Origin of the sequence: Variovorax paradoxus (assembly GCF_000834655.1) — a bacterium.
GTDB classification, from domain to species: Bacteria; Pseudomonadota; Gammaproteobacteria; order Burkholderiales; family Burkholderiaceae_C; genus Variovorax; species Variovorax paradoxus_F.
Genome location: NZ_JXQQ01000006.1, coordinates 25,642 through 46,939, shown reverse-complemented (window position 1 = coordinate 46,939; position 21,298 = coordinate 25,642). Strand labels below are relative to the sequence as shown.

Annotated in this window: 19 protein-coding genes and 1 pseudogene; 13 read left to right on the top strand and 7 right to left on the bottom strand. The window is 68.9% G+C overall.

Annotated elements, in window-relative coordinates; genetic code table 11:
• The 4 genes and pseudogenes from RT97_RS01850 to RT97_RS01840 form a co-directional block, all read left to right on the top strand.
• Positions 1-435 (top strand): CoA transferase (locus RT97_RS01850; RefSeq protein WP_042577081.1); only part of this gene is annotated, 435 nt, incomplete at its 5' end.
• A gap of 4 nt (positions 436-439) precedes the next feature.
• Positions 440-1,222, top strand: a pseudogene (locus tag RT97_RS32285) (Bug family tripartite tricarboxylate transporter substrate binding protein); the annotation flags it as partial.
• 273 nt (positions 1,223-1,495) lie between these two features.
• Positions 1,496-2,422: a LysR family transcriptional regulator gene (locus RT97_RS01845; protein ID WP_042577092.1), complete on the top strand. Its 927-nt coding sequence runs from the start codon at positions 1,496-1,498 to the stop codon at positions 2,420-2,422.
• Positions 2,423-2,607: 185 nt separating this feature from the next.
• Positions 2,608-3,063 carry a DUF2214 family protein gene (locus RT97_RS01840; protein ID WP_042577080.1) on the top strand — a complete coding sequence of 152 codons (456 nt, stop codon included), beginning with the start codon at positions 2,608-2,610 and terminating at the stop codon, positions 3,061-3,063.
• A gap of 68 nt (positions 3,064-3,131) precedes the next feature.
• Here RT97_RS01840 and RT97_RS01835 read toward each other — a convergent pair whose 3' ends face one another.
• A complete protein-coding gene (locus tag RT97_RS01835; RefSeq protein WP_042577079.1) occupies positions 3,132-3,455 on the bottom strand; it encodes a hypothetical protein in 324 nt (107 codons plus the stop codon).
• 131 nt (positions 3,456-3,586) lie between these two features.
• On the opposite strand from RT97_RS01835, the gene argS reads away from it, so the two are divergent.
• The 7 genes from argS (at position 3,587) to RT97_RS01800 (ending at position 11,926) form a co-directional block, all read left to right on the top strand.
• The gene (argS, locus tag RT97_RS01830; protein WP_042577078.1) at positions 3,587-5,272 is read left to right on the top strand and encodes an arginine--tRNA ligase; all 1,686 of its coding nucleotides are present in this window, start codon (positions 3,587-3,589) and stop codon (positions 5,270-5,272) included.
• 8 nt (positions 5,273-5,280) lie between these two features.
• Positions 5,281-6,048, top strand: coding sequence for an SPOR domain-containing protein (locus RT97_RS01825; RefSeq protein ID WP_042577091.1), 768 nt, complete (start codon positions 5,281-5,283; stop codon positions 6,046-6,048).
• 164 nt (positions 6,049-6,212) lie between these two features.
• Entirely contained in the window at positions 6,213-6,860 is a 648-nt protein-coding gene (locus tag RT97_RS01820; protein WP_042577077.1) for a thiol:disulfide interchange protein DsbA/DsbL, read from the top strand.
• Positions 6,861-7,056: 196 nt separating this feature from the next.
• On the top strand, positions 7,057-7,773 hold the full coding sequence (lptA, locus tag RT97_RS01815) for a lipopolysaccharide transport periplasmic protein LptA (protein ID WP_042577076.1): 717 nt from the start codon (positions 7,057-7,059) through the stop codon (positions 7,771-7,773).
• On the top strand, positions 7,770-8,564 hold the full coding sequence (lptB, locus tag RT97_RS01810) for an LPS export ABC transporter ATP-binding protein (RefSeq protein WP_042577075.1): 795 nt from the start codon (positions 7,770-7,772) through the stop codon (positions 8,562-8,564). Before lptA ends, lptB begins: the two co-directional genes overlap by 4 nt.
• A 154-nt stretch (positions 8,565-8,718) precedes the next feature.
• Entirely contained in the window at positions 8,719-10,311 is a 1,593-nt protein-coding gene (gene rpoN / locus RT97_RS01805) for an RNA polymerase factor sigma-54 (RefSeq protein ID WP_042577074.1), read from the top strand.
• A 13-nt stretch (positions 10,312-10,324) separates the two neighbouring features.
• Positions 10,325-11,926 (top strand): phospholipase D family protein, encoded by a 1,602-nt coding sequence (locus tag RT97_RS01800; RefSeq protein ID WP_042577073.1) that lies wholly within the window; start codon positions 10,325-10,327, stop codon positions 11,924-11,926.
• A gap of 93 nt (positions 11,927-12,019) precedes the next feature.
• On the opposite strand, the gene RT97_RS01795 is transcribed toward RT97_RS01800, so the two are convergent.
• The 5 genes from RT97_RS01795 to RT97_RS01775 form a co-directional block, all read right to left on the bottom strand.
• Entirely contained in the window at positions 12,020-12,667 is a 648-nt protein-coding gene (locus RT97_RS01795; RefSeq protein WP_042577072.1) for a LysE family translocator, read from the bottom strand.
• A 13-nt stretch (positions 12,668-12,680) separates the two neighbouring features.
• A complete protein-coding gene (locus RT97_RS01790) occupies positions 12,681-13,313 on the bottom strand; it encodes a YceI family protein (protein WP_042577071.1) in 633 nt (210 codons plus the stop codon).
• Positions 13,314-13,365: 52 nt separating this feature from the next.
• Complete coding sequence (locus RT97_RS01785) at positions 13,366-13,941, bottom strand: YceI family protein (protein WP_042577070.1); 576 nt, start codon at positions 13,939-13,941, stop codon at positions 13,366-13,368.
• 14 nt (positions 13,942-13,955) lie between these two features.
• Positions 13,956-14,549, bottom strand: coding sequence for a cytochrome b (locus RT97_RS01780; RefSeq protein ID WP_042577069.1), 594 nt, complete (start codon positions 14,547-14,549; stop codon positions 13,956-13,958).
• An 85-nt stretch (positions 14,550-14,634) separates the two neighbouring features.
• Complete coding sequence (locus RT97_RS01775) at positions 14,635-16,422, bottom strand: ATP-binding response regulator (RefSeq protein ID WP_042577068.1); 1,788 nt, start codon at positions 16,420-16,422, stop codon at positions 14,635-14,637.
• Between the two features lie 82 nt (positions 16,423-16,504).
• On the opposite strand from RT97_RS01775, the gene RT97_RS01770 reads away from it, so the two are divergent.
• Both RT97_RS01770 and RT97_RS01765 read left to right on the top strand, forming a co-directional pair.
• The gene (locus tag RT97_RS01770) at positions 16,505-17,725 is read left to right on the top strand and encodes a THUMP domain-containing class I SAM-dependent RNA methyltransferase (RefSeq protein ID WP_042577067.1); all 1,221 of its coding nucleotides are present in this window, start codon (positions 16,505-16,507) and stop codon (positions 17,723-17,725) included.
• Between the two features lie 221 nt (positions 17,726-17,946).
• Positions 17,947-20,856, top strand: a complete 2,910-nt coding sequence (locus tag RT97_RS01765; protein WP_042577066.1) for a C1 family peptidase — start codon at positions 17,947-17,949, stop codon at positions 20,854-20,856.
• Between the two features lies 1 nt (position 20,857).
• Here RT97_RS01765 and RT97_RS01760 read toward each other — a convergent pair whose 3' ends face one another.
• Positions 20,858-21,292, bottom strand: coding sequence for a surface-adhesin E family protein (locus RT97_RS01760; RefSeq protein ID WP_042577065.1), 435 nt, complete (start codon positions 21,290-21,292; stop codon positions 20,858-20,860).
• Positions 21,293-21,298: the final 6 nt, after the last annotated feature.

The window sequence follows — 21,298 nt, the reverse complement described above, 5'->3', positions numbered from 1 at the left end:
TGGGCCGTCTTCTGCAAGGCCTTCGGCCTGGAAGACATGCTGGCCGATCCGCGCCTGAAGACCAACAACGACCGCGTGCGCGCGCGCGACTGGATGATGCCGATCCTGCGCTCGCACCTGGCGGACCGCAGCGCGGCCGAGCTTGCCGCGGTGTTCGAGCAGAACGAGCTGCCCTTCGCGCCCATCACGAAGCCGCAGGAGCTCTTCGACGATCCGCACCTGAACGCCACGGGCGGCCTCGCACCCGTGCGCATGAACGACGGCAGCACGGCCAAGGTGCCGCTGATGCCCTTCACGCTCGACGGCGAACGCCCCGGCATCCGCCTGCAGCCGCCGCACATCGGCGAGCACAGCAACGAGCTGCTGAAGGAAGTGGGCTACAGCGACACCGAGATCGCCTCCCTCAAGTCACAACACATCACCCTCGGAGACTGACCCCATGTTTTCATTGACACGGCGCGCCTTGCTGGCCTGCGCCGCAGCCGCTGCATGCCTTCCCGCACTTCCGGCCCTGGCGGCAGACGGCGCCGCATGGCCCGACAAGCCTGTGCGCCTCGTCGTGCCCTACACCCCGGGCGGCGCCACCGACATCGTCGCGCGCCTTATCGCGCAGAAGGTGACCGACGACACCAAATGGACATTCATCGTCGACAACCGTGCGGGCGGAAACGGCAACATCGGCATCGACGTGGTGGCCAAGGCCAAGCCCGACGGCTACACGATCGGCCTGGGCCAGACGGCCAACCTCGCGATCAACCCGACGCTCTTTCCGAAGATGCCGTACGACGCCTTGAAGGACGTGGTGGCGGTGTCGATCGTCGCGGCGCAGCCGGTCGTGCTGGTGGTGCGCACCGATGCGCCCTTCAAGACGCTGGCCGACGTGGTGGCCGCCGCCAAGGCCAGACCGGGCGAGATCAAGCAGGCGCTGGCCGGCACCGGCACGCTCGGCCACATGGCCGGCGAGGTGCTCGCCAAGCGCGCGGGCTTCAAGGTGCTCAACGTGCCGTACAAGGGCGCCGCGCCCGCCATCACCGACCTGCTCGGCGGCCAGACCGACTACATGTTCGCCACGCCGCAGGGCGCGCTCGCGATGGTCAAGGGCGGCAAGCTGCGCGCGCTGGCCGTCACCTCGGCGCAGCGCCTGCCGGTGATGCCCGACGTGCCGACCGTGGGCGAGAGCTACAAGGGCTTCGAGGCGGTGGACTGGAAGGCCGTCGTCGTGCCGGCCGGCACGCCCGCCGACATCGTGAAGAAGCTCAACGCCGCCATCGACAAGGCGCTCCCAGGCCGGCCACCATTGCCCAGCTGCAGGCCGAGGGCAGCGTGCCGGTCGGCGGCAGCCCGGAGCGGGCGGCGCAGTACGTCAAGGCGGAGCACGAGCGCTGGGGCGCGGCGGTGCGCGACGCGGGCGTGCGGCCCGAATAAGCAGTGCCCACCGGCCGGTGGGCGATCCCGGAAACGCCCACGGTGCGGCGGGCGATATAGTTCCCGCCCCATGGACCGCCTGAAGCAACTCGAATCCTTCGTCTCGGTCGCGGCCCGCGGCAGCCTCACGGCCGCGGCCAAGGCCGAGGGCGTGGCGCCCGCGATCATGGGGCGGCGACTCGATGCGCTGGAGGAGCGGCTGGGCGTGAAGCTCCTGGTGCGCACCACGCGGCGCATCACGCTCACGCACGAGGGCAGCGCGTTCCTCGAAGACTGCCAGCGGCTGCTCACCGAATTCGCGAATGCCGAGGCCAGCGTGAGCGCCGGCGGCGTCAAGGCCAGCGGGCACCTGCGCGTGACGGCACCGGCCGGCTTCGGGCGCCGCCATGTCGCGCCGCTGGTGCCGCGCTTTCATGCGATGCACCCGGAGGTGACGATCTCCCTGAACCTCAGCGATCGCGTGGTCGACGTGACCGGCGAGAGCTTCGACTGCGCGGTGCGCGTGGGCGACCTGCCCGACTCCTCGCTCGTGAGCGTGCGCCTGGCCGACAACCGCCGCCGCTGCGTGGCGACGCCCGATTTCCTGCGCCACCACGGCACGCCGAAGCACCCCGGCGACCTGTCGCGCTTCGCCTGCCTCACGCTGTCGAGCGATGCCTCGCAGACGCGCGGCTGGGCCTTTCGCGTCACCTCCGAGGCCGGCGTGGAGGAGCTGATCCACCTGCGCCCGAGCGGCCCGCTCGATTGCTCCGACGGACAGGTGCTGCACGACTGGTGCCTGGCCGGCCACGGCATCGCCTGGCGCAGCACCTGGGAGGTCGAGGCCGAGATCGACGCGGGCTTGCTGGTGCCCGTGCTCGACGAATTCGCCGCGCCGCCCAACGGCATCTACGCGGTGTTCGCGGGCGCCAAGCACCTGCCGCTGCGGGTGCGACTGTGGCTTGATTTCCTCAAGGACCAGTACGGACAACCGGAATTCTGGGGGCGAACAGCCTGACGGCGCGGGAGCGGCGGCACAATCTGTTTGCATTTGAAAAACCGCCGAAGTCCCCACGGCTCTCTTCGCGAAACACCGCGGAACCGGCTTTGCCGGGCCGCTGGTATGGCCCCAGGCAGGGGGGCGGGAGAAGCGACACGAAGTGCGCGAAGCCTGGGGGCGAGCTCTAGTCTTGAAAGCCATCGATGACCCTCGAAGCCATCCTCGCCTACCTGCATCTGCTGGCCATCCTCACGATGGTCGTGTTCATTTCCAGTGAAGCAGCCCTGTGCCGCGTGCAGTGGCTCAACGCCGCCGTGGTCGAGCGGCTCGCCAAGGTCGACATGGTCTACGGCATCGCCGCCATCGCGGTGCTTGCCACCGGCATCGCGCGCACCTGGTGGGGCGTGAAGGGCACGGCCTGGTACTGGACCAACCCGCTGCTGCACGTGAAGCTGGGGCTCTTCATCATCGTGGGCGTGCTGTCGATCTTTCCGACGCTCACCTACTTCCGCTGGCGCAAGACGCTGCGCTCCACCGGCAAGCTGCCGGCCGAAGACGACATCAAAAAGACGCGCAAGCTGGTGATGGTGCAGGCCCACCTGATCGCGCTGATTCCGCTGGTGGCCGTGTTCCTCGCACGCGGCTTCGGCAAGCAATAAAAAAAGCCCGCACGGGGCGGGCTCTTCCTTTCTTGCGCTGCTTTGTCTAGCAGCGCGACGCGGGCCCATCAGGCCGCGGCGTCTTTTTCGCACTTCTTGATGAAGCTGTTCTTGGCGGCGCCGGCCAGCGGCTTGCCGTTCTTGTCGATGGCCTTGGCGGCGCATGCGGGGGCTGCGGCGGCCTTGGCTTCCTTCTCGCACTTCTTGATGGAACTGGCCTTGGCGGCGCCGGCCAGGGGCTTGCCGTTCTTGTCGATGGCCTTGGCGTCGCAGGTGGCGCCGGCGGCTGCTGCAGCGGGGGCCGTGGCGGGCGCCGGGGCCTTGTCTTGTGCCTGCGCGGCACCGAAGGAAAGGCAGGCGCCCAGGGCGACCAGGGAAAGGAACTTCTTCATGGTGATATGTCCTTGCAAGGTGGAGTTGTGACAGGTGCCCCGCCCCGGGGCTGCCCATCGTAACGGGCGGCGGCAACGATCGGATGACCATCGTCAACTGCGCCCGGGTTTGCCCCCGGTAAAATTCGCAGATGCTATTGGTCAAACAGGAGCTGCTCGCGGCGCTCGCGAACACGCTCGAATCCCTCTCCCCCGGCGCTGGCTCCAAGGCCGCGTTCGAATCGCCCAAGGTGGCCGCGCATGGCGATTTCGCCAGCACCGCCGCCATGCAGCTGGCCAAGCCGCTCGCGAAGAAGCCCCGCGAACTGGCCGAGCAACTGAGCGCTGCGCTGCTCGCCACCCCCGCTTTCGGCCAATGGGTCGAGGCCATCGAGATCGCCGGGCCCGGCTTCCTCAACATCCGGCTGAAGACCTCCGCCAAGCAGCAGATCGTGCGCGAAGTGCTGTCTGCAGGTGCCAATTTCGGCCAGCAGCCGGCCACTGGCGAGAAGGTGCTGGTCGAGTTCGTCTCGGCCAACCCGACCGGCCCGCTGCACGTGGGCCACGGCCGCCAGGCGGCGCTGGGCGACGCCATCTGCAACCTGCGCGCCTCGCAGGGCGACAGCGTGTGGCGCGAGTTCTATTACAACGACGCCGGCGTGCAGATCCAGACGCTGGCCAACAGCACGCAGCTGCGCGCCCGCGGCTTCAAGCCCGGCGACGCCGAGTGGCCGAGCGGCGAGAAGGCTCCGGCCTACAACGGCGACTACATCGCCGACATCGCAGAGGACTTCAAGGCGAAGAAGACCGTCAAGTCGGACGACCGCGAATACACCGCGAGCGGCGACATCGACGACATCGATTCCATCCGCGAATTCGCCGTGGCGTACCTGCGCCGCGAGCAGGACCTGGACCTGCAGGCCTTCCGCGTGCGCTTCGATAACTACTACCTGGAGTCCAGCCTGTACACCAGCGGCCGCGTCGAGGCCGCGGTGGGCAAGCTCGTGGCCGCGGGCAAGACCTACGAGGAAGACGGCGCGCTCTGGCTCAGGTCGACCGACTACGGCGACGACAAAGACCGCGTGATGAAGAAGAAGGACGGCACGTACACGTACTTCGTGCCCGACGTCGCGTATCACATCGCCAAGTGGGAGCGCGGCTTCCACAAGGTCGTGAACATCCAGGGCACCGACCACCACGGCACCATCGCCCGGGTGCGCGCCGGCTTGCAGGCCGCGGGCGAAGGCATTCCCGAGGGCTACCCCGACTACGTCCTGCACACCATGGTGCGCGTGATGAAGGGCGGCGAAGAGGTCAAGATCAGCAAGCGCGCCGGCAGCTACGTCACGCTGCGCGACCTGATCGAGTGGACGAGCACCGATGCCGTGCGCTTCTTCCTCCTGAGCCGCAAGCCCGACACCGAATACACCTTCGACGTCGACCTCGCGGTGACGAAAAACAACGACAACCCGGTTTATTACGTGCAGTACGCGCATGCGCGCATCTGCTCGGTGCTGGCCGGTTGGGGCGGCGACGCCGCGACGCTCAAGGACGTGGACCTGTCGCCGCTGGAGAGCCCGGCGGCGCAGGCGCTGATGCTGCTGCTGGCCAAGTACCCGGCCATGCTCACTGCGGCGTCGAAGGATTTCGCCCCGCACGACGTCACCTTCTACCTGCGCGAACTGGCCGCCAGCTACCACAGCTACTACGACGCCGAGCGCATCCTGGTGGACGACGAAAAGGTCAAGTTGGCCCGCCTGGCGCTTGTCGCCGCGACCGCGCAGGTGCTGCACAATGGCCTCGCGATTCTCGGCGTCAGTGCGCCGAGCAAGATGTGAACCTCAACATGAAGAAGACAACCAGACAACGCGGCAACATCGTCATCGGCCTGATCATCGGACTGGTGATCGGCCTGGGCGTGGCGCTGGGCATCGCGGTCTACGTGACCAAGGTGCCGATCCCGTTCGTGACCAAGACGCAGAAGGGCGGCGCCGAGCAGGACGAAGCCGAAGCCCGCAAGAACCGCGACTGGGACCCCAACGCACCGCTGGCCGGCAAGGCCGGCGCAGCCAGGTCCGCGCCACCGGCCCCCACCGGTCCGGTCAACCCGGTCACCGGCGAGCCTGCCACCGGCAACACCGCCGTCGCGCCCGGCACGCCGCCCCCGGCCACCGCACCGGTGCCCGTGGTGGTCGCGCCCAAGCCGACGCGCGCGGCCCCCGTGCCGGCCGAAGCCAACGCGCTGCCGGCGTCGAACGATCCGCTGGGCGACCTCGCCCGTGCCCGCGCGGGCTCGGGCTCCGGCAGCACGACGGTGGCCTCCGCCGCGCCGAGCAGCAGCAACAGCGCCGCGGCGGCATCCTCCGGCGGCGCCGATCCGTTCATGTACTTCGTCCAGGCAGGCGCCTTCCGCACCACCGACGACGCCGAGGCGCAGCGCGCCAAGCTGTCGCTGATGGGCGTCGAGGCGCGCGTCACCGAGCGCGAGCAGGCCGGCCGTACGGTCTACCGCGTGCGCGCCGGTCCGTTCAACAAGAAGGACGACGCCGACCGCCTCAAGGAACGGCTCGACGGCGGCGGCCTCGAATCGGCCCTGGTCCGCGTGCAGCGCTGACCGGCTGCGGCTGCCACGAATAGCCTTTAAGCTTCGGCGCACGGCACTTGCCGCCGCCGTCACCGCCACCATTCAGCGCCCCGGGCGCGCCGTGTGCACTGCTTGCGAGGAACTCCTCGCCGCGCGCCGGCTCAGTCTGCCGTACCAACAGGAGAACCCTTTCAATGAAACGTCGTGACTTTTCGCTGGCCGCCACTTCGCTCGGGCTGCTTTCGCTGGCCACCAACCCGGCCCACGCCCAGGCGCGCGCGCCCAAGGCCGGCTCCGAGTACCTCGTGCTCGACAAGCGCGTGCCGGTGGATGCCCCGGCCGGCAAGGTCGAGGTGGTCGAGTTCTTCTCGTACAACTGCCCCCATTGCAACGACTTCGAGCCGGCGCTCGAAGCCTGGGCCAAGACGGCGCCCAAGGAAGTCGCCTTCCGCCGCATCCCGGTGCCCTTCGTGGGCAACGACGTCGAAGCCAAGCAGCGCCTGTACTACGCGCTCGAGGCGCTGGGCAAGGTTGACGAATTCCAGCCCAAGGTCTTCAACGCGATCCACAAGCAGCGCCAGAACGTGAACGGCGACGCCAACATCATTGCCTGGGTCGCGGCCAACGGCATCGACGGCGCCAAGTTCAAGGAAGTCTTCACTTCGTTCGGCGTGGCCAGCAAGGCCAAGCGCGCCTCGCAGATGACCGACGCCTACAAGGTGGCCGGCGTGCCGGCGATGGCTGTGGCAGGCCGCTGGTATGTGGATGGCGAGACCGCCGGCAACATGACCAACGTGCTGCAAGTGGTCAACTTCCTGGTCGGCGAAGCAAAGAAGGGCTGACCCCCGGGGCTGCGCGGCATTTCGTGTCCGCTGCGCCCACCCCTTGCAGGGGAACGACACCTGCGGCCCGGCGGAGCCGGTTCCGCGGTGTCTCCCGATGGGAACACTGGCCCGCTTTGGCGGGCCTTTTTCATCGGCGCTGGTAACTGGTGTGAATCCGCCGCATACAATGGTTCAGAGCAAGTTTCGTGCCTCTATGACATTGCCCTCCTACCCAAACAACACCCCCCTCATTCGTCGCATCGGCCGCCTGGCCGTCGGCGCGCTGTTGCTGGCCGGCCTCGCCTCGGGCGCCCTGGCCGAGACCGCCGACCGTACCAAGCCGATGAACATCGAATCCGATGCGATGCGGTACGACGACCTGAAACAGACCAGCGTGTTCACAGGCAACGTGCTCGTCACGAAGGGCACGATCATCATCCGCGGCGCGCGCCTCGATGTGCGCCAGGATGCCGAGGGCTACCAGTACGGCGTGGTCACGGCGGCACCCGGCAAGCGCGCCTATTACAAGCAGAAGCGCAATGCGCCCGACGAGTGGATCGAGGGCGAATCCGAAGTCATCGAGTACGACAGCCGCGCCGACAACGTCAAGTTCATCCGCAACGCCACCATGCGCCGCCTGCTCGGCGCCACGCCGAACGACGAGAGCCAGGGCGCGCTGATCGTCTACGACCAGAGCAACGACACCTACACGGTCAACGGCTCGACCGTGCCGCCGAATACCGCAGTGAACGCGTCGACCCCCAGCGGCCGCGTCAAGACCATCCTCACCCCGAAGGCCGCCACCGCGCCCAAGCCCGGCGCCTCGGCCCCGGCAGGCGCGAAGCCCGCGGCCGCGGCTCCCACCCCCGCGCCCGGCACCGGCCTGCGCTCGACCACTACGCTCAGTGGAGAGGGAGAAGGGCGCAAGTGATCGAACACGCCGGAATCCAGGAAGCCAACAACGTCCCGGGCAGCCGCCTGGTCGCGCGCGGCCTGCAGAAAAGCTATGGCAGCCGCACCGTCGTGAAGGACGTCTCGCTCGACGTGCAGAAGGGCGAAGTCGTCGGCCTGCTCGGCCCCAACGGCGCCGGCAAGACCACCTCGTTCTACATGATCGTCGGGCTGGTGCGCGCCGACGCGGGCGAGATCACCATCGACGGCGAGCCGATCGCCCACATGCCGATCCACCGCCGCGCCCGCATGGGCCTGAGCTACCTGCCGCAGGAAGCGTCGATCTTCCGCAAGCTCACCGTCGAGGAAAACGTGCGTGCCGTGCTCGAGCTGCAGCGCGAGCCCGACGAGAGCGGCAAGGTGGTGGCGCTCACCAAGAGGCACATCGAAGAGCGCCTGTCCGAATTGCTGACTGACCTGCGCGTCGATCACCTGCGCGATTCGCCTGCGCTCGCGCTCTCGGGCGGCGAACGCCGCCGCGTCGAGATCGCGCGCGCGCTGGCCACCCAGCCGCGCTTCATCCTGCTGGACGAGCCCTTCGCCGGCATCGACCCGATCGCGGTGATCGAGATCCAGCGGATCATCAGTTTCCTGAAGGAACGTGGCATCGGCGTGCTCATCACCGACCACAACGTGCGCGAAACGCTGGGCATCTGCGATCACGCTTTCATCATCAGCGACGGGCATGTGCTGGCACAAGGCACACCCTCGGAGATCGTCGACAACGCCGAAGTACGCAGGGTGTACCTCGGTGAGCACTTCCGGATGTGATCGTGCGTCGAGGGTCAAGGATGAACGTGGCCGTCATCCGCGCGGAGCTGCTTCGCGGGGGGCGCCGCGCACGGCCGCCCGAAGCGGCCGGCCCGCCCCCGGCAGGGGGTAGGCGCAGCGCGCAGCGCGCAGCCTGGGGGGGAGCCATTTCCTCATGAAGCAAGGGCTGTCCCTTCGCGTCTCGCAGCATCTGGCTTTGACGCCTCAGCTGCAGCAGTCGATCCGCCTGCTGCAGCTCTCCACGCTCGAACTGAGCCAGGAGGTCGAGCAGATGCTGGACGAGAACCCGTTCCTCGAGCGCACCGCGGAAGAAGCGGCGCGCGAGGAATTCGGGCTCGATGCCGTCGACACGCCCCCTCCGCGCGATGACGGCGGCGAAACCGGCGAGAGCGATTTCGCCTCTGCCCCGCTCAGCAGCGCGACGACCTCCACGACGGACGCCACCTCGACGCCCGATACCGACGGCCCCGCCGCCGAGATCGCCGAGCGCGAGCCCGACTGGGAAGGCGACGGCACCGTCGACATGGCGCCCGACGACAGCGAGTGGGGCAGCGACGCCCCCGCGCGCCAGAACAACCTGGGCGACGACGAACGCGCCGACGCCACCGAGCTCGCGCGCAGCCAGGAGTCGCTGCAGTCGTTCCTGCACCGCCAGGCGCTGAGCCTGCGCCTGACCGAGAACGACAGCGCCGCGCTGCGCTTTCTCATCGAATCGCTCAATGACGACGGCTACCTCGAAGACTCGCTCCCCGCGCTGGCCTCGGGCCTCGCGGGCGACGACAACGACCAGTTCGACGACCTCGTGCACCACTTCCAGGTGGCGCTCGGCCTGCTGCAGAGCCTGGAGCCGGCCGGCGTCGGCGCGCGCGACCTGGGCGAGTGCCTGGGCATCCAGCTGCGTGCGCTCGCCAGCGAAGACGAGACCGAGGACGAAGAACTTATCCGCAAGACCGCCATCGCGATCTGCAAGCAGCCGATGGAGCTGCTCGCGCGGCGCGACTTCAAGCGCCTGGCCACGCTCACGCGCACCAACGAAGAGCTGGTGCGCTCGGCGCTGCAGATCATTGCGCGCCTGGAGCCCAAGCCGGGCCGCCGCTTCGTCGACGTCGAGCGCAACATCGTCATTCCCGATGTGATCGTCACCAAGACAGGCCGCGGTACCAACATCAAGTTCCGCGTCATGCTGAATCCCGAGGTGATGCCGCGCCTGCGCGTGCACGACATCTACGCCGGCGCGCTCAAGTCGCACAAGGGCGAGGGCAGCCAGGCGCTGTCGCAGCGGCTGCAGGAGGCGCGCTGGTTCATCAAGAACATCCAGCAGCGCTTCGACACCATCCTGCGCGTGAGCAACGCCATCGTGGAACGCCAGAAGAGCTACTTCGTGCACGGCGAACTCGCGATGCGCCCGCTGGTGCTGCGCGAGATCGCCGACGAACTGGGCCTGCACGAGTCGACCATTTCGCGCGTGACCACGGCCAAGTACATGGCCACGCCATTCGGCACGGTCGAGCTCAAGTACTTCTTCGGCTCGGCGCTTGGCACCGAGACCGGCGGCAACGCGTCGAGCACCGCAGTGCGCGCGCTCATCAAGCAGTTCGTGAGCTCCGAGAGCATCAAGAAGCCGCTGTCGGACAGCCAAATCTCCGAGATGCTGAAGGAGCAGGGCATCGAGTGCGCGCGCCGCACCGTGGCCAAGTACCGCGAGGCGCTGCGCATCGCGCCCGCGAACCTGCGCAAAGCCCTCTAGAAGAAAGCCGCCGATGACCCATGGCCTGCTGTCGCGTTGTGGGCATTGGTTTTTCGTCATTGCCACCGCGTTGCTGTTCGCCGGCTGCGCCACGCTGCCCGACGAGGCCCCGCGCGCCCCCACCAAGGCCATCGCCGTCTCGGCCGACACCGCGCTCGGCAAGATCGCGCTGGCCTCGCAGCCCGATGCGGACCTGAGCGGCTTTCGCCTGATGCCCGGCGGCGACTTCGCCTTCGACACCCGCATCCAGCTCGCGCGCCGCGCCCAGCGCACGCTCGACGTGCAGTACTACCAGATCGAGAACGACGAGACCGGCCGCTACCTGCTGCGCACCCTGCGCGATGCGGCGCAGCGCGGCGTGCGGGTGCGCCTCCTGATGGACGACCTGTACACGTCGGGCGAAGACGAGCTGCTGCTCGGGCTGGCCGCCACGCCGAACGTCGAGCTGCGTCTCTTCAACCCGTTCCCGGCCGGGCGCGGCAGCCTTCTGAAGCGTTTCACCGCCTCGCTTTTCGATTTCAGCCGCGTCAACCGCCGCATGCACAACAAGCTCTTCATCGCCGACGGCGCGATGGCGGTGGCGGGCGGGCGCAACATCGGCAACCAGTACTTCACGCGCACCTCGGGCGAGAACTTCATCGACCTCGACACCTTCGTTGCCGGCGCGCTCATCCCGCGCCTGGGCGTGCTGTTCGACCAGTACTGGAACAGCGTCTACGTGCGGCCGGTCCAGTCGATCATCGCGAGCGACCTCTCGCGCGAGGAGCTGCAGAAGCGCTTCGACGCCGCCACCGGCCCCGACACCACGCCGCCGCCGCCCAGGCCCGCGCCTAACGACCTGCTCGGCTACAGCCCGATCGCGGACGACCTCAACGCCGGCAAGCTCGGCCTCATCTGGACGCTCGCCGAGGCGTACGCCGATTCACCCGACCGCGTGATCGGCAAGACCGCCTCGTACGGCGGCGTGCCGCTGCTCGATGTCGACAGCGTGCGCTACAACGTGGTCGAGCAGATGCGCCGCGCGCGCAGCGAGGTGACCATCGTCTCTCCCTACCTCATTCCGGGCGCCGCGGGGCTGGAGGTGATGAAGGAGATCCGACAGCGCAACGTGAAGATCAGCGTGGTCACCAATTCGCTGGCCGCCACCGACGAGCCGCTGGTGCACACCGCCTACCGCCGCTACCGGCCCGAGATGCTCAAGCTCGGCGCCGACCTCTACGAGCTCAGCACCAACCGCACCCGGCGCAGCGTGCGGCTCGGATTGTTCGGCACGTCGGTGGGCCGGCTGCATGCGAAGTCGGCGGTGATCGACCGCAGCATCCTCTTCGTCGGCTCGATGAATTTCGATCCGCGCTCGGAGACCTACAACACCGAGATCGGCCTGTTCATCCGCAGCCCCGAGATGGCGCAGCAGACCTTGAAGCTCATCGATGTGCTCAAGCAACAGGGCGCCTACCGGCTGCGCTTCGTCGAAGGCAGCGGGCAAGCGCACATCGAGTGGATCAGCGAGGACGCGGGCAAGACCACCGTGCTGAACGAGGAGCCCGACTCCGGCTTCTGGGACCGCACGATGCTCGAGCTGCTGGCGCCGCTGACGCCTGAGAGCCTGCTGTGATCCCCGGCAACCTGCGCTAAAAAAACCGTTCGGGCTGAGCTTGTCGAAGCGCTGCGCGAGGCTTCGACAAGCTCGGCCCGAACGGGTGGGGCTTCAGTTGCCGCGCACAGCCGACCACACGAGCCGCAGGCCCAGCAGCCCCATCACGCCACCAGCCGCGCGATCGATCCAGGCCTTGTAGCGCAGGTAGGCCGAACGCGGCGCCGCCGACGACAGCGCGAGCGCGACGATCGCGTACCACCCCGTCTCGATGCAGAAGATGACCACCGGCACCGCGAGCGCCAGCACCAGCGGCACCTCGCGCGGCAGGAAGGCCGCGAAGATGCTCGCGTACACCACCGCCGTCTTCGGGTTGCTGACCTGCGTGGCCAGGCCGAGCAGGAAGGTGCGCCCGCCGCGGCCCTGCGGCCGGCCCGACGATGCATCGGCCTCTTGGGTCATCGCGAGCGGCTGCCGCGCGCCGCGCCAGATGCGAAAGCCCAGGTAGATCAGGTATGCGCCGCCGAAGCCCTTGATCGCGAGATAGAGCCCCGGCACCGCGAGGAACGCCGCCTGCAGTCCCGCGAGCGCCGCGATCGCGAAGACGAGGCCGCCTGCGCCCATGCCCAGCGCCGCCGCGAGCCCGTCGCTGCGCGAAGCGACGGCCGTGCGCGCGACCATCACGAAGCTCGGGCCCGGGCTCATCGCGCCGACCGTCATGGCACCGGCGATGCCGAGCAGGGAGAGCGTGGTGTCGATCATCGCGCGGCCTTCGTCATTGCTGCACGTTCACCGCTTCCACCTGCACCAGCAGCTTCACCTTGTTCTCGAAGCCGAAGTTCAGCCCCCAGTTGATGCCCCAGTCGCTGCGCTGCACGGTGGTCTCGAAGTCGCCGCCGCACACCTGGCGGTTGATCAGCGGGTTCAGGTAGCAGTTGAAGCGAACGGCCTTCAGCGTCACCGGCTTCGTCTGGCCCATGAGCGTGAGGGTGCCCGGCACGTCGACCACCTTGTCGCCGCTGAACTCGATGCGGTCGGCCACGAAGCGGCCCGTCGGGAATTCGGCGACGTTGAAGAAGTCCTTGCTCTGCACGTGGCGGTTGAGCAGATCCACGCCGGTGTTGATGGTGCCGATGTCCATCGTGATGTCGACCTTGCCGCTGGCACCCGTGCCGTCGATCTGCACCGAGCCGTCCTTGGTGCTGAAGCGACCGCGGTTGGTGGTGGTGCCGTAGTGGCCCATCTCGTACATCACGAAGGTGTGCGTGGGGTCGATCACGTAGTTGCCGTTCTTCACGGGGCCGCCCGCGGGCTTGGCGGCGACGGCCGGGGCCGTGTATTCCTGCGCGGTGGCGGCGAACGGGAGTGCCGCGGCCGACAGCGCCGAGGCAAGGAGGAGCTTCTTCATGGCGGTAGGGATGAGGGACATGGGATATGCAATCGAAAAAATCGGATCGGATTCAGAGCGGCCCGAGGCCCGCGAGCGTGAACTTGAAGCGCACCTGCACGTCGTTGCCGACCACCGAGGTGTCGGTCCATTCGCCGTCGCCCACCTTGTAGTCCAGGCGCTGGAGCGTGAAGCTGCCGGTGGCCACTGCATGGTTGCCGCCGGCCGGCGCGATGGCGAAGGGCACCGTCACCTGCTTCGACGTGCCCTTGATGGTGAGCTTGCCCGCCATCTCGAACTTGCCGTCGCCCAGCGCCTTGATGGCGCTCGACTGGAACGTGGCTTGGGGAAATTTCTCGGCGTCGAACCATGGCGCCTTGGGCAACTCGGCATCGCTCATCGCCACGCCGAAGCCGGCGCCGGCGATGGCTATCTGCAGGGCAACGCTGCCGCCCTCGGGCTTCTTCGGATCGAAGGCGACCTGCGCGTCGAACTTCTTGAAGGCGCCTTCCATCGGCACGCCCATCTGCTTGGTGACGAAGGCGATCTGGCTCTTGTCGGCGACCAGTTTCGCGGCGGGCTCGGCCGCGGCGGGCATGGCCGCCATGAAGGCCAGTGCGCAGAGGCTCGGGAAAAGGAGGCGCGTCATCGGGGCAGGTTCCTTCAGTGGCGCGGTCCGGGCCACATGCGTTCGAGAAGACCGTCGCGGTCGATCCAGTGGTGCTTGAGCGCCGCCGCGGTGTGCAGCAGCGCCACCGCGGCCAGCGTGAAGGCGCTCGCCTTGTGCAGCGGCTTGAGTATGGCCTCGGCGAGGTCCTTGTCGACGGGCACGAAGTCGGGCAGCGGCAGCACGCCGAACCACACGACCGGAAAGCCCAGCGCCGAGGTGTAGGCCCAGCCGGCGAGCGGCACCGCGAAGAACAGCAGGTACATCAGCGCATGGCTGGCCCGCAGGCTCGCGAGCTGCCAGCGCGGCATGGCGGCCAGCACCTGCGCGGGCACCGCGGGCGGGCGGTGGGCGAGCCGCCACAGGAGCCGCAGCGCCGACAGCAGGAGGATCGTGACGCCGGCCCACTTGTGCCAGTTGTAGAGCTTGATGCGCTGGGGCGAGAAGGGCAGCCCGGTCATGTAGAGCCCCACGCCCAGCGAGCCGACGATCATGGCCGCGAGCAGCCAGTGCAGCACGATGGCCACGGTGCCGTAGCGCTGGCCGTGCGGGCCTGCGGCTTGGGGGTGAAGAGGGGTGTCGGCAGACATCGGTGGCAGGGGCGGGCGGCCTGTGCGCGGAGCATATCCGCAAGGCGAGGCCTTCGGCGTTGCACGGGCCGTGCCAACCAAGCGGTCAACCGGGTCGTTGCGCCCGCTGCAGCACGCCGCGCAGTTCGTCCGGCTGCACGGGCTTGCGCAGCGCATGCCAGCCGCGTTCGGTGGCCAGGCGCTGGGTGGCCTCGTTGATGTCGGCCGAGACCAGCGCGATGGTCAGCGCCGGGTTCTGCTTCTGCAGCCGTTCCGCCAGCGCGATGCCGTCCAGCGCGCCCGGCAGGCGGATGTCGCACAGCGCCACGTCGAGCGCCTGCAGGTCGGCCAATGCCAGCGCCTCCGCGGCGCTCGCATAGACGCGCGGTGCGGCTTCCCACTGCCGCAGCAGCGCGGAGAGGCTGTCGGCCACCACCGTGTTGTCTTCCACCACCAGCACGGCGAGCCCCGGCCGCAGCGCGGGCGCGGCGCCGGGCGCGACCGAAGGCGCAGGGGCGGCCTGCGAGGCCGCCGAGCCGTAGCCCAGCACCGCAGGCAGCTCGAAGCCGAACACCGAGCCCCGGCCCGGCGCCGAGCGCAGCGACACCTCGATGCCCAGCTGCGCCGCCAGCCGCCGCACGATCGCCAGACCCAGGCCGTGCCCGTGCTGCAGGTTGCGCTCGGCGTTGCCGATCTGCTCGAAGTCGTTGAACACGCGCTCCTGCGAATCCGCCGCGATGCCGATGCCGCTGTCGCGCACCTCGACGCGCCAGGCCCGCTCCGTGCCCCGCTGCCGCGCCCGCACCGCCAGCAGCACGCGGCCGCGCGGCGTGAACTTGACGGCGTTGTCGACCAGGTTGGCCAGCACGCGGCGCAGCGAGACGGCATCGGTCCACGCCACGGCCCCGACCGGGCAGCGCACCGTCACGCGGCCGTCGCCCGCCTGGCGCGCCAGGTCCTGCAGCAGCGGCGCCAGCGCCACCGCCACGGGCCGCAGCGGATCGACGGCCGCTTCGATGCGGCCGATCTCGAGCAACTGGTTGGTGAGCCCTTCGAGCGCCTGCTGCGCCCGCGCGAGCGAGACCACGGTGTGCTGCACCGCGCCAGGGTCGGCGCCGGTGTCGAGTTGCTGGCGCAGCACCTCGGCCTGCAGGCCGATGGCCATCACGGGCTGGCGCAGGTCGTGGTTGGCGGCCGAGAAGAAGCGCAGCCGCTCGGCCTGCGCCTGCTCGGAGGCGCGCAGGCCCGCGAGGGCCTGTTCGCGCAGCGTGCGCTCGTTCAGGCGCAGGCCGATGTTCTCTTCGAGCTGGCGCGAGCGCTCGGCCACCAGCTTCCACATCATGGCCGTGAGGCCGATGCCGATCACCGAGACGGCCATCATGGTCGGCGCGCCGAGCGTGAGGCCGGTGACGATCACCGGCGCGAGCAGGAGCGTGATCGCCAGTTGAGTGGCCGGCGTGTAGAACGACACCGAGAAAGCCGACGACAGCGTCATGCCCATCAGCATCAGGCCGAGCAGCAGTTGCTGGTCGGGCCGCTCGGGGTTGAAGAGCAGCACGCCGGCCAGGCCGTGCGCCAGTTCCCAGATGGCGGTGCGCAGCGTGTGCACCCGCTGGGCGTGGCGCAGGCTCGGAGGCGTGAAGGGGTCGGGCAAGCGCTGGGGGAAGAAGCCGCGCATCACCGTCACCCCGGTGATGAGCGCGATCCACACCAGCGCGCGCGTGAGCGAGTACTGCCATGCGAAGAGCGCGGCAACGCCGCAATTGAGCAGGTATTGCACCAGCAGCACCGGCCCGATGGGCCGGATCGAGAGCCGCAGCACCTCGCACTGGATCGCGAAGCGGTCGCTGCCGGCGGCGGCCGGGGCGAGCAAAGGTGCGGGGGTGGAATTCATCGGCAAATCGACTATATAGAGAAGCTTTGTGACGCGGCGACAATGGAGGCCCCTAGTCGGGCTTCCCGATGGCCAACTTTCCGTGAACGATCTCTCCTTTTTCCTGCCTTGCGCCGCCGGCGTCGAGGAATTCCTCGCCCAGGAGGTCCACGCCCTCACGGGCCGCGTCGGGCAGGATCTGCTCACGCTGCGCGGCGGCGTGCGGGTGCGCGCCGACTGGCGCGACGCCCTGAAGCTCAACCTGCACAGCCGGCTCGCGCAGCGCGTGCTGGTCGAGCTGGCCCATGCGCCCTACCGCAACGAGAACGACCTGTACGCCATCGCGAGCGGCGTGGCCTGGGAGATCTGGTTCACACCCAAGCAGACCTTCAAGATCGAGACCACCGCCCAGCACAGCCCGCTGCAGAGCCTGAACTTCGCCACCCTGCGCATCAAGGACGCCATTGCCGACCGCTTCCGCGCCAAGGCCAACGGCGTGCGCCCCAGCATCGAGACCCAGTGGCCGGACACCCGCGTGTTCGCCCACCTGACCACCGACAGCTGCACGCTCTACATCGACACCTCGGGCGAGCCGCTCTTCAAGCGCGGCTGGCGCCAGGACAAGGGCGACGCCCCGCTGAAGGAAACCCTGGCCGCCGCCATGCTGGCCGCCAGCGGCTGGTGGAACCCCGAGACCGGCGAAGTGGCCGACGCGCCGCTGTACGACCCCTGCTGCGGCAGCGGCACCATTCCCATCGAGGCGGCGCAGATCGCGCGCGGCATCGCGGCCGGCTCGCTCAGGCGCTTCGGCTTCGAGAAGCTGCTGCCGTTCCAGGCGCATGTGTGGGACGCGATCAAAAAGGAAGCGCAATCGGCCGTGAAGCCGGGCAGCGTCGCGATCTTCGGCTCGGACGTGTCGCACCGCATGGTCGACTTCGCCGAGCGCAACGCGGAGCGCGCCGGCGTGGCGGATGCCATCGAGTTCCGCGGCGGTGATGCGCTGCAGCGCATGCCGCCGGCCGAAGGCGGTGTGGTCATGCTCAATCCGCCCTATGGCGAACGGATCGAGGTCGGCGGCGTGGCCCGCTCCGGCGCGCGGGAATCCGCGCAGACCGAAGAGGGCGACGGCAGCGAGTTCTTTCCTCAACTGGCCACCCACTGGAAGAAGAACTATGCCGGGTGGACGGCCTGGGTCCTCACGCCGGACCTGAAGCTGCCCAAGCAGATGCGCCTGAAGGAATCGCGCCGCGTGCCGATGTGGAACGGGCCGATCGAGTGCCGCCTGTTCCGCTTCGACATGGTCGCAGGGTCCGCGCGGAAATAGGCTCGCCCCGGGCTGCGCGCACCTCGTGTCGCGTCGCCTTCCCCCGACCGGGGAGCAATACCAGTGGCCCGGCAGAGCCGGTTCCACGGTGTTTCGCGAAGAGAGCCCGGCCTAGTCACTTTGAGGGTCCGGCCTAGCCAATCCGACGGATAGACGCGCCTTCACGCGAGTTTCACCATGCGTCCCGCGGCCCGTCACGGCCCGCAAGAAGGGGAAGCGGCATGGACATCCTGATGAGCAAAGGCAGCGTCGGCGAAGACGTCGAACGCCTGCGCAAGGCCCTCGCGAAAACGCTCGGCAGCGACGCGGACCTGTTCGCGTCGCTCCAACGATCGGGCACACCGATCGACGACGACTTCGATGCCGCCATCCGCAAATGGCAGGCCGGCGTGGGGCTCATCGGCGACGGCGTCGTCGGGCCGCGCTGCCAGGTGCTGCTGGGCCTCATCGCGCTGGACAAGCGCGAGTTCGAACTGGTGCTCGACGTGGCGCATGTGAGCAAGCTCTTCCCCGCCACCAAGGCCGCGAACATCGCGCGCTACCTGCCGTACATCGAGGCCGCGCTCGGCGTTGCGAAGCTCACCGACCGGCCGATGATCCTCGGCGCGCTGGGCACCATCCGCGCCGAGACCGAAGGCTTCGTGCCGATTTCCGAAGGCATCTCGAAATTCAACACGCCGCCCGGCGGTGCGCCCTTCAGCCTCTACGACACGCGCACCGACCTGGGCAACGGGCAGCCCGGCGACGGCGAGCGATACCGCGGCCGGGGCTTCGTGCAGCTGACCGGCAAGGACAACTACCGGCGCTACGGCCAGCGCGTCGGCCTGCCGCTCGAGGCGGCGCCCGACCGCGCGAACGCGCCGGAGATCGCCGCGGTGCTGCTCGCGCTGTTCCTGGCCGACAAGGCGGTCAAGTTTCGCGATGCGATCCGCAACGACGGCGTCGGCGGGCGCGACGGCCTGCGCGAAGCGCGCCGGCTGGTCAACGGCGGTGCGCACGGCCTGGACCGGTTCCGCGACGTGTTCGAGCGCGCGAAGACGGTGTGGAGCGATGTTCCCGCGGTCGCGCGCGCGGGCGCCGCAGGAGCCGCGGCCCAGCCGCAGGCCCCCGCGCGCCGCACCACCGACCTGCGCACCCGCAAGGACGCCGCGGACCTGCGCGACCGCCTCTACCTGCCCGCCGCGACCAGCCTGCCCGACGAGTACCCGCCGGTGGAGGAAATGCGCAAGTACCTGCCCGCCTACGACAAGGCGGGGCTCATCCTCGACCAGGGCCAGGAAGGCGCGTGCACGGGCTTTGGCCTCAGCTGCGTCGTCAACTACCTGCGCTGGGTCAAGTCGGGCCTGCCCGCGAAGATGGACTCGGTGAGCCCGCGCATGCTCTACACGCTGGCGCGCCGGCACGACGAGTACGAGGGCGAGAACTACGAGGGCTCGAGCTGCCGCGGCGCGCTCAAGGGCTGGTTCAACAACGGCGTGTGCCTGGAGCCCGACTGGCCCTATTCGAGCGAGAAGTCGAGCGCCGCGACCTACGGCTTCGCAGCGCGCGCGGCCAACGTCACCCTGGGCGTCTACTACCGCATCGAGACCTCCTCGATCACCGACATGCAGGCCGCGATCGCGCAGCACCGCGCGGTGTTCGTCTCGGCCTTCACGCACGCGGGCTGGAACGCGGTGAAGCTCTCCAAGACGCCGAAGACGCATGCCGACCTTCCGCTCATTCCGTTCGACGGCCGGCGCTCCGAGGAAGGCGGCCATGCCTTCGCCCTGATCGGCTTCAATGCGCAGGGCTTCATCGTGCAGAACTCCTGGGGCAACCGCTGGGGCGCGGGCGGCTTCGCGGTCCTCGGCTACCTCGACTGGCTCGCGCATGCGATGGACGCCTGGGTGGTCTCGCTCGGCGTACCCGGCGTGGTGGCCGGCCGGCTCGCGGTGAACGGCACCGCCGCCACCGAGGCGCGCGGCAGCGCTTCGGCCGCGGACCGCAACAAGTGGTGGGACACGGGCCTGGCCTACCAGCACAGCGTGGTGCTGGGCAACGACGGCCGCGTGAGCCGTTACCTCACCGAGGACGAGCAGCCACGCAAGCTGCAGCAGCAGGCCTGCGTGCTGCCCGACGACTGGTTTCGCCGCCAGCCCTCGCAGCGCAAGCGCCTCGTCCTCTATGTGCACGGCGGCCTCAACAACGAAGACAAAGCCATCGAGCGCGCCTGCGCCATGGGGCGCTACTTCGTGGGCAACGGCTGCTACCCGCTGTTCCTGGTGTGGAAGACGGGGCTCTTCGAATCGATCGGCGGGATCATCGAAGGCAAGCTGCCGTCGCTTCCCGCCGGCGGCGGCATTGGAGAGCGCATCACCGACAAGACCGACCTGCTCATCGAGAAAGGCATCGGCCGCCCGCTCGCGCGCCCGATCTGGAGCGAGATGAAGGAGAACGCCGAGCTCGCATTCGCCGATCGCCGCGGCGGCGACCTGCTGCTGGATGCGCTCCAGGCGCTGGCCTCCAATTGGCGCGACCAGTTCGAGCTGCACCTGGTCGGCCACTCGGCCGGCTCGATCGCCATCGGCCATCTGCTCAGCGCATTGAGTGCGCGCACCCGCGCCGGGCGCGACGGCGGCCTCGGCGAGCGGCTCGCCTCGGTGAACCTGTATGCGCCGGCCTGCACTGTCGCCTTCGCGAACCGCCACTACGCGAGCAACGCGGCGGTGATGGAGCGCCTGCACCTGGACGTGCTCTCGGAAAAGATCGAGTCCGACGACAACGTCGGCAAGGTCTACCGCAAGTCGCTGCTGTATCTCGTCTCGAATGCGCTGGAGGCCGACCTGCACACGCCGATCCTGGGCCTGGACCGCGTGAACGACGAAGCCTACTCGGGGTGGGACGGCTCCTCGGACACCGGCGAGGCGCTCTCCGTGTGGCGCAACTCGGCCAAGGCCGCGAAGCTGGACAGGCGCACCCAGCGGGTGAAGGACGACCGCATCCAGGTTGCGCTCGACGCCAGCGGCAAGCCGGTGCTGGAGACGGCGGGACACGGCAGCTTCGACAACGACATCGGCGTCATCGGCCGCACGCTGGAGCGCATCACGGGCGCGAGCCTCGCGCTGCCGGTGGCCGACCTGCGCGGCTTCTGAGCTATTTGCTGGTGCCGACGCTGCTGGCGTTGCAGGCGGCGTTGACGGTGCGTGCGGCCAGCTCGGGCGGGGCGCCGGGCAGCGTCACGGGGCGGATGTCGTCGTCCTCGAACTGCTTCACCGCCACCGGTTCGCCGACGAAGTTCGGCAGCCGGTAGTAGGTGGCGCTCACGTAGCGCGCGGTGCGCGCATCGCAGTCGACGGTGGCCCGCGCCTCGAACGAGCGCAACCTGAAACCGTCCTTGCCGGTGGTGTCCTGCGCCAGGCTCATGCGCAGGGTCACGCCGCGGCGCGCGCCATCGATCTCGATGCGGCTCGGGTCGACCTGCACGTAGTTGCTGGCCGGATCGCCGGGCGTGCCGCTCAGGGTGAGCCATTCGGCCCGTGCGACCGCGCAGGCGAGCAGGGCGAGGCAGAGCAGCGGGAGTCGTTTCATGTCGGA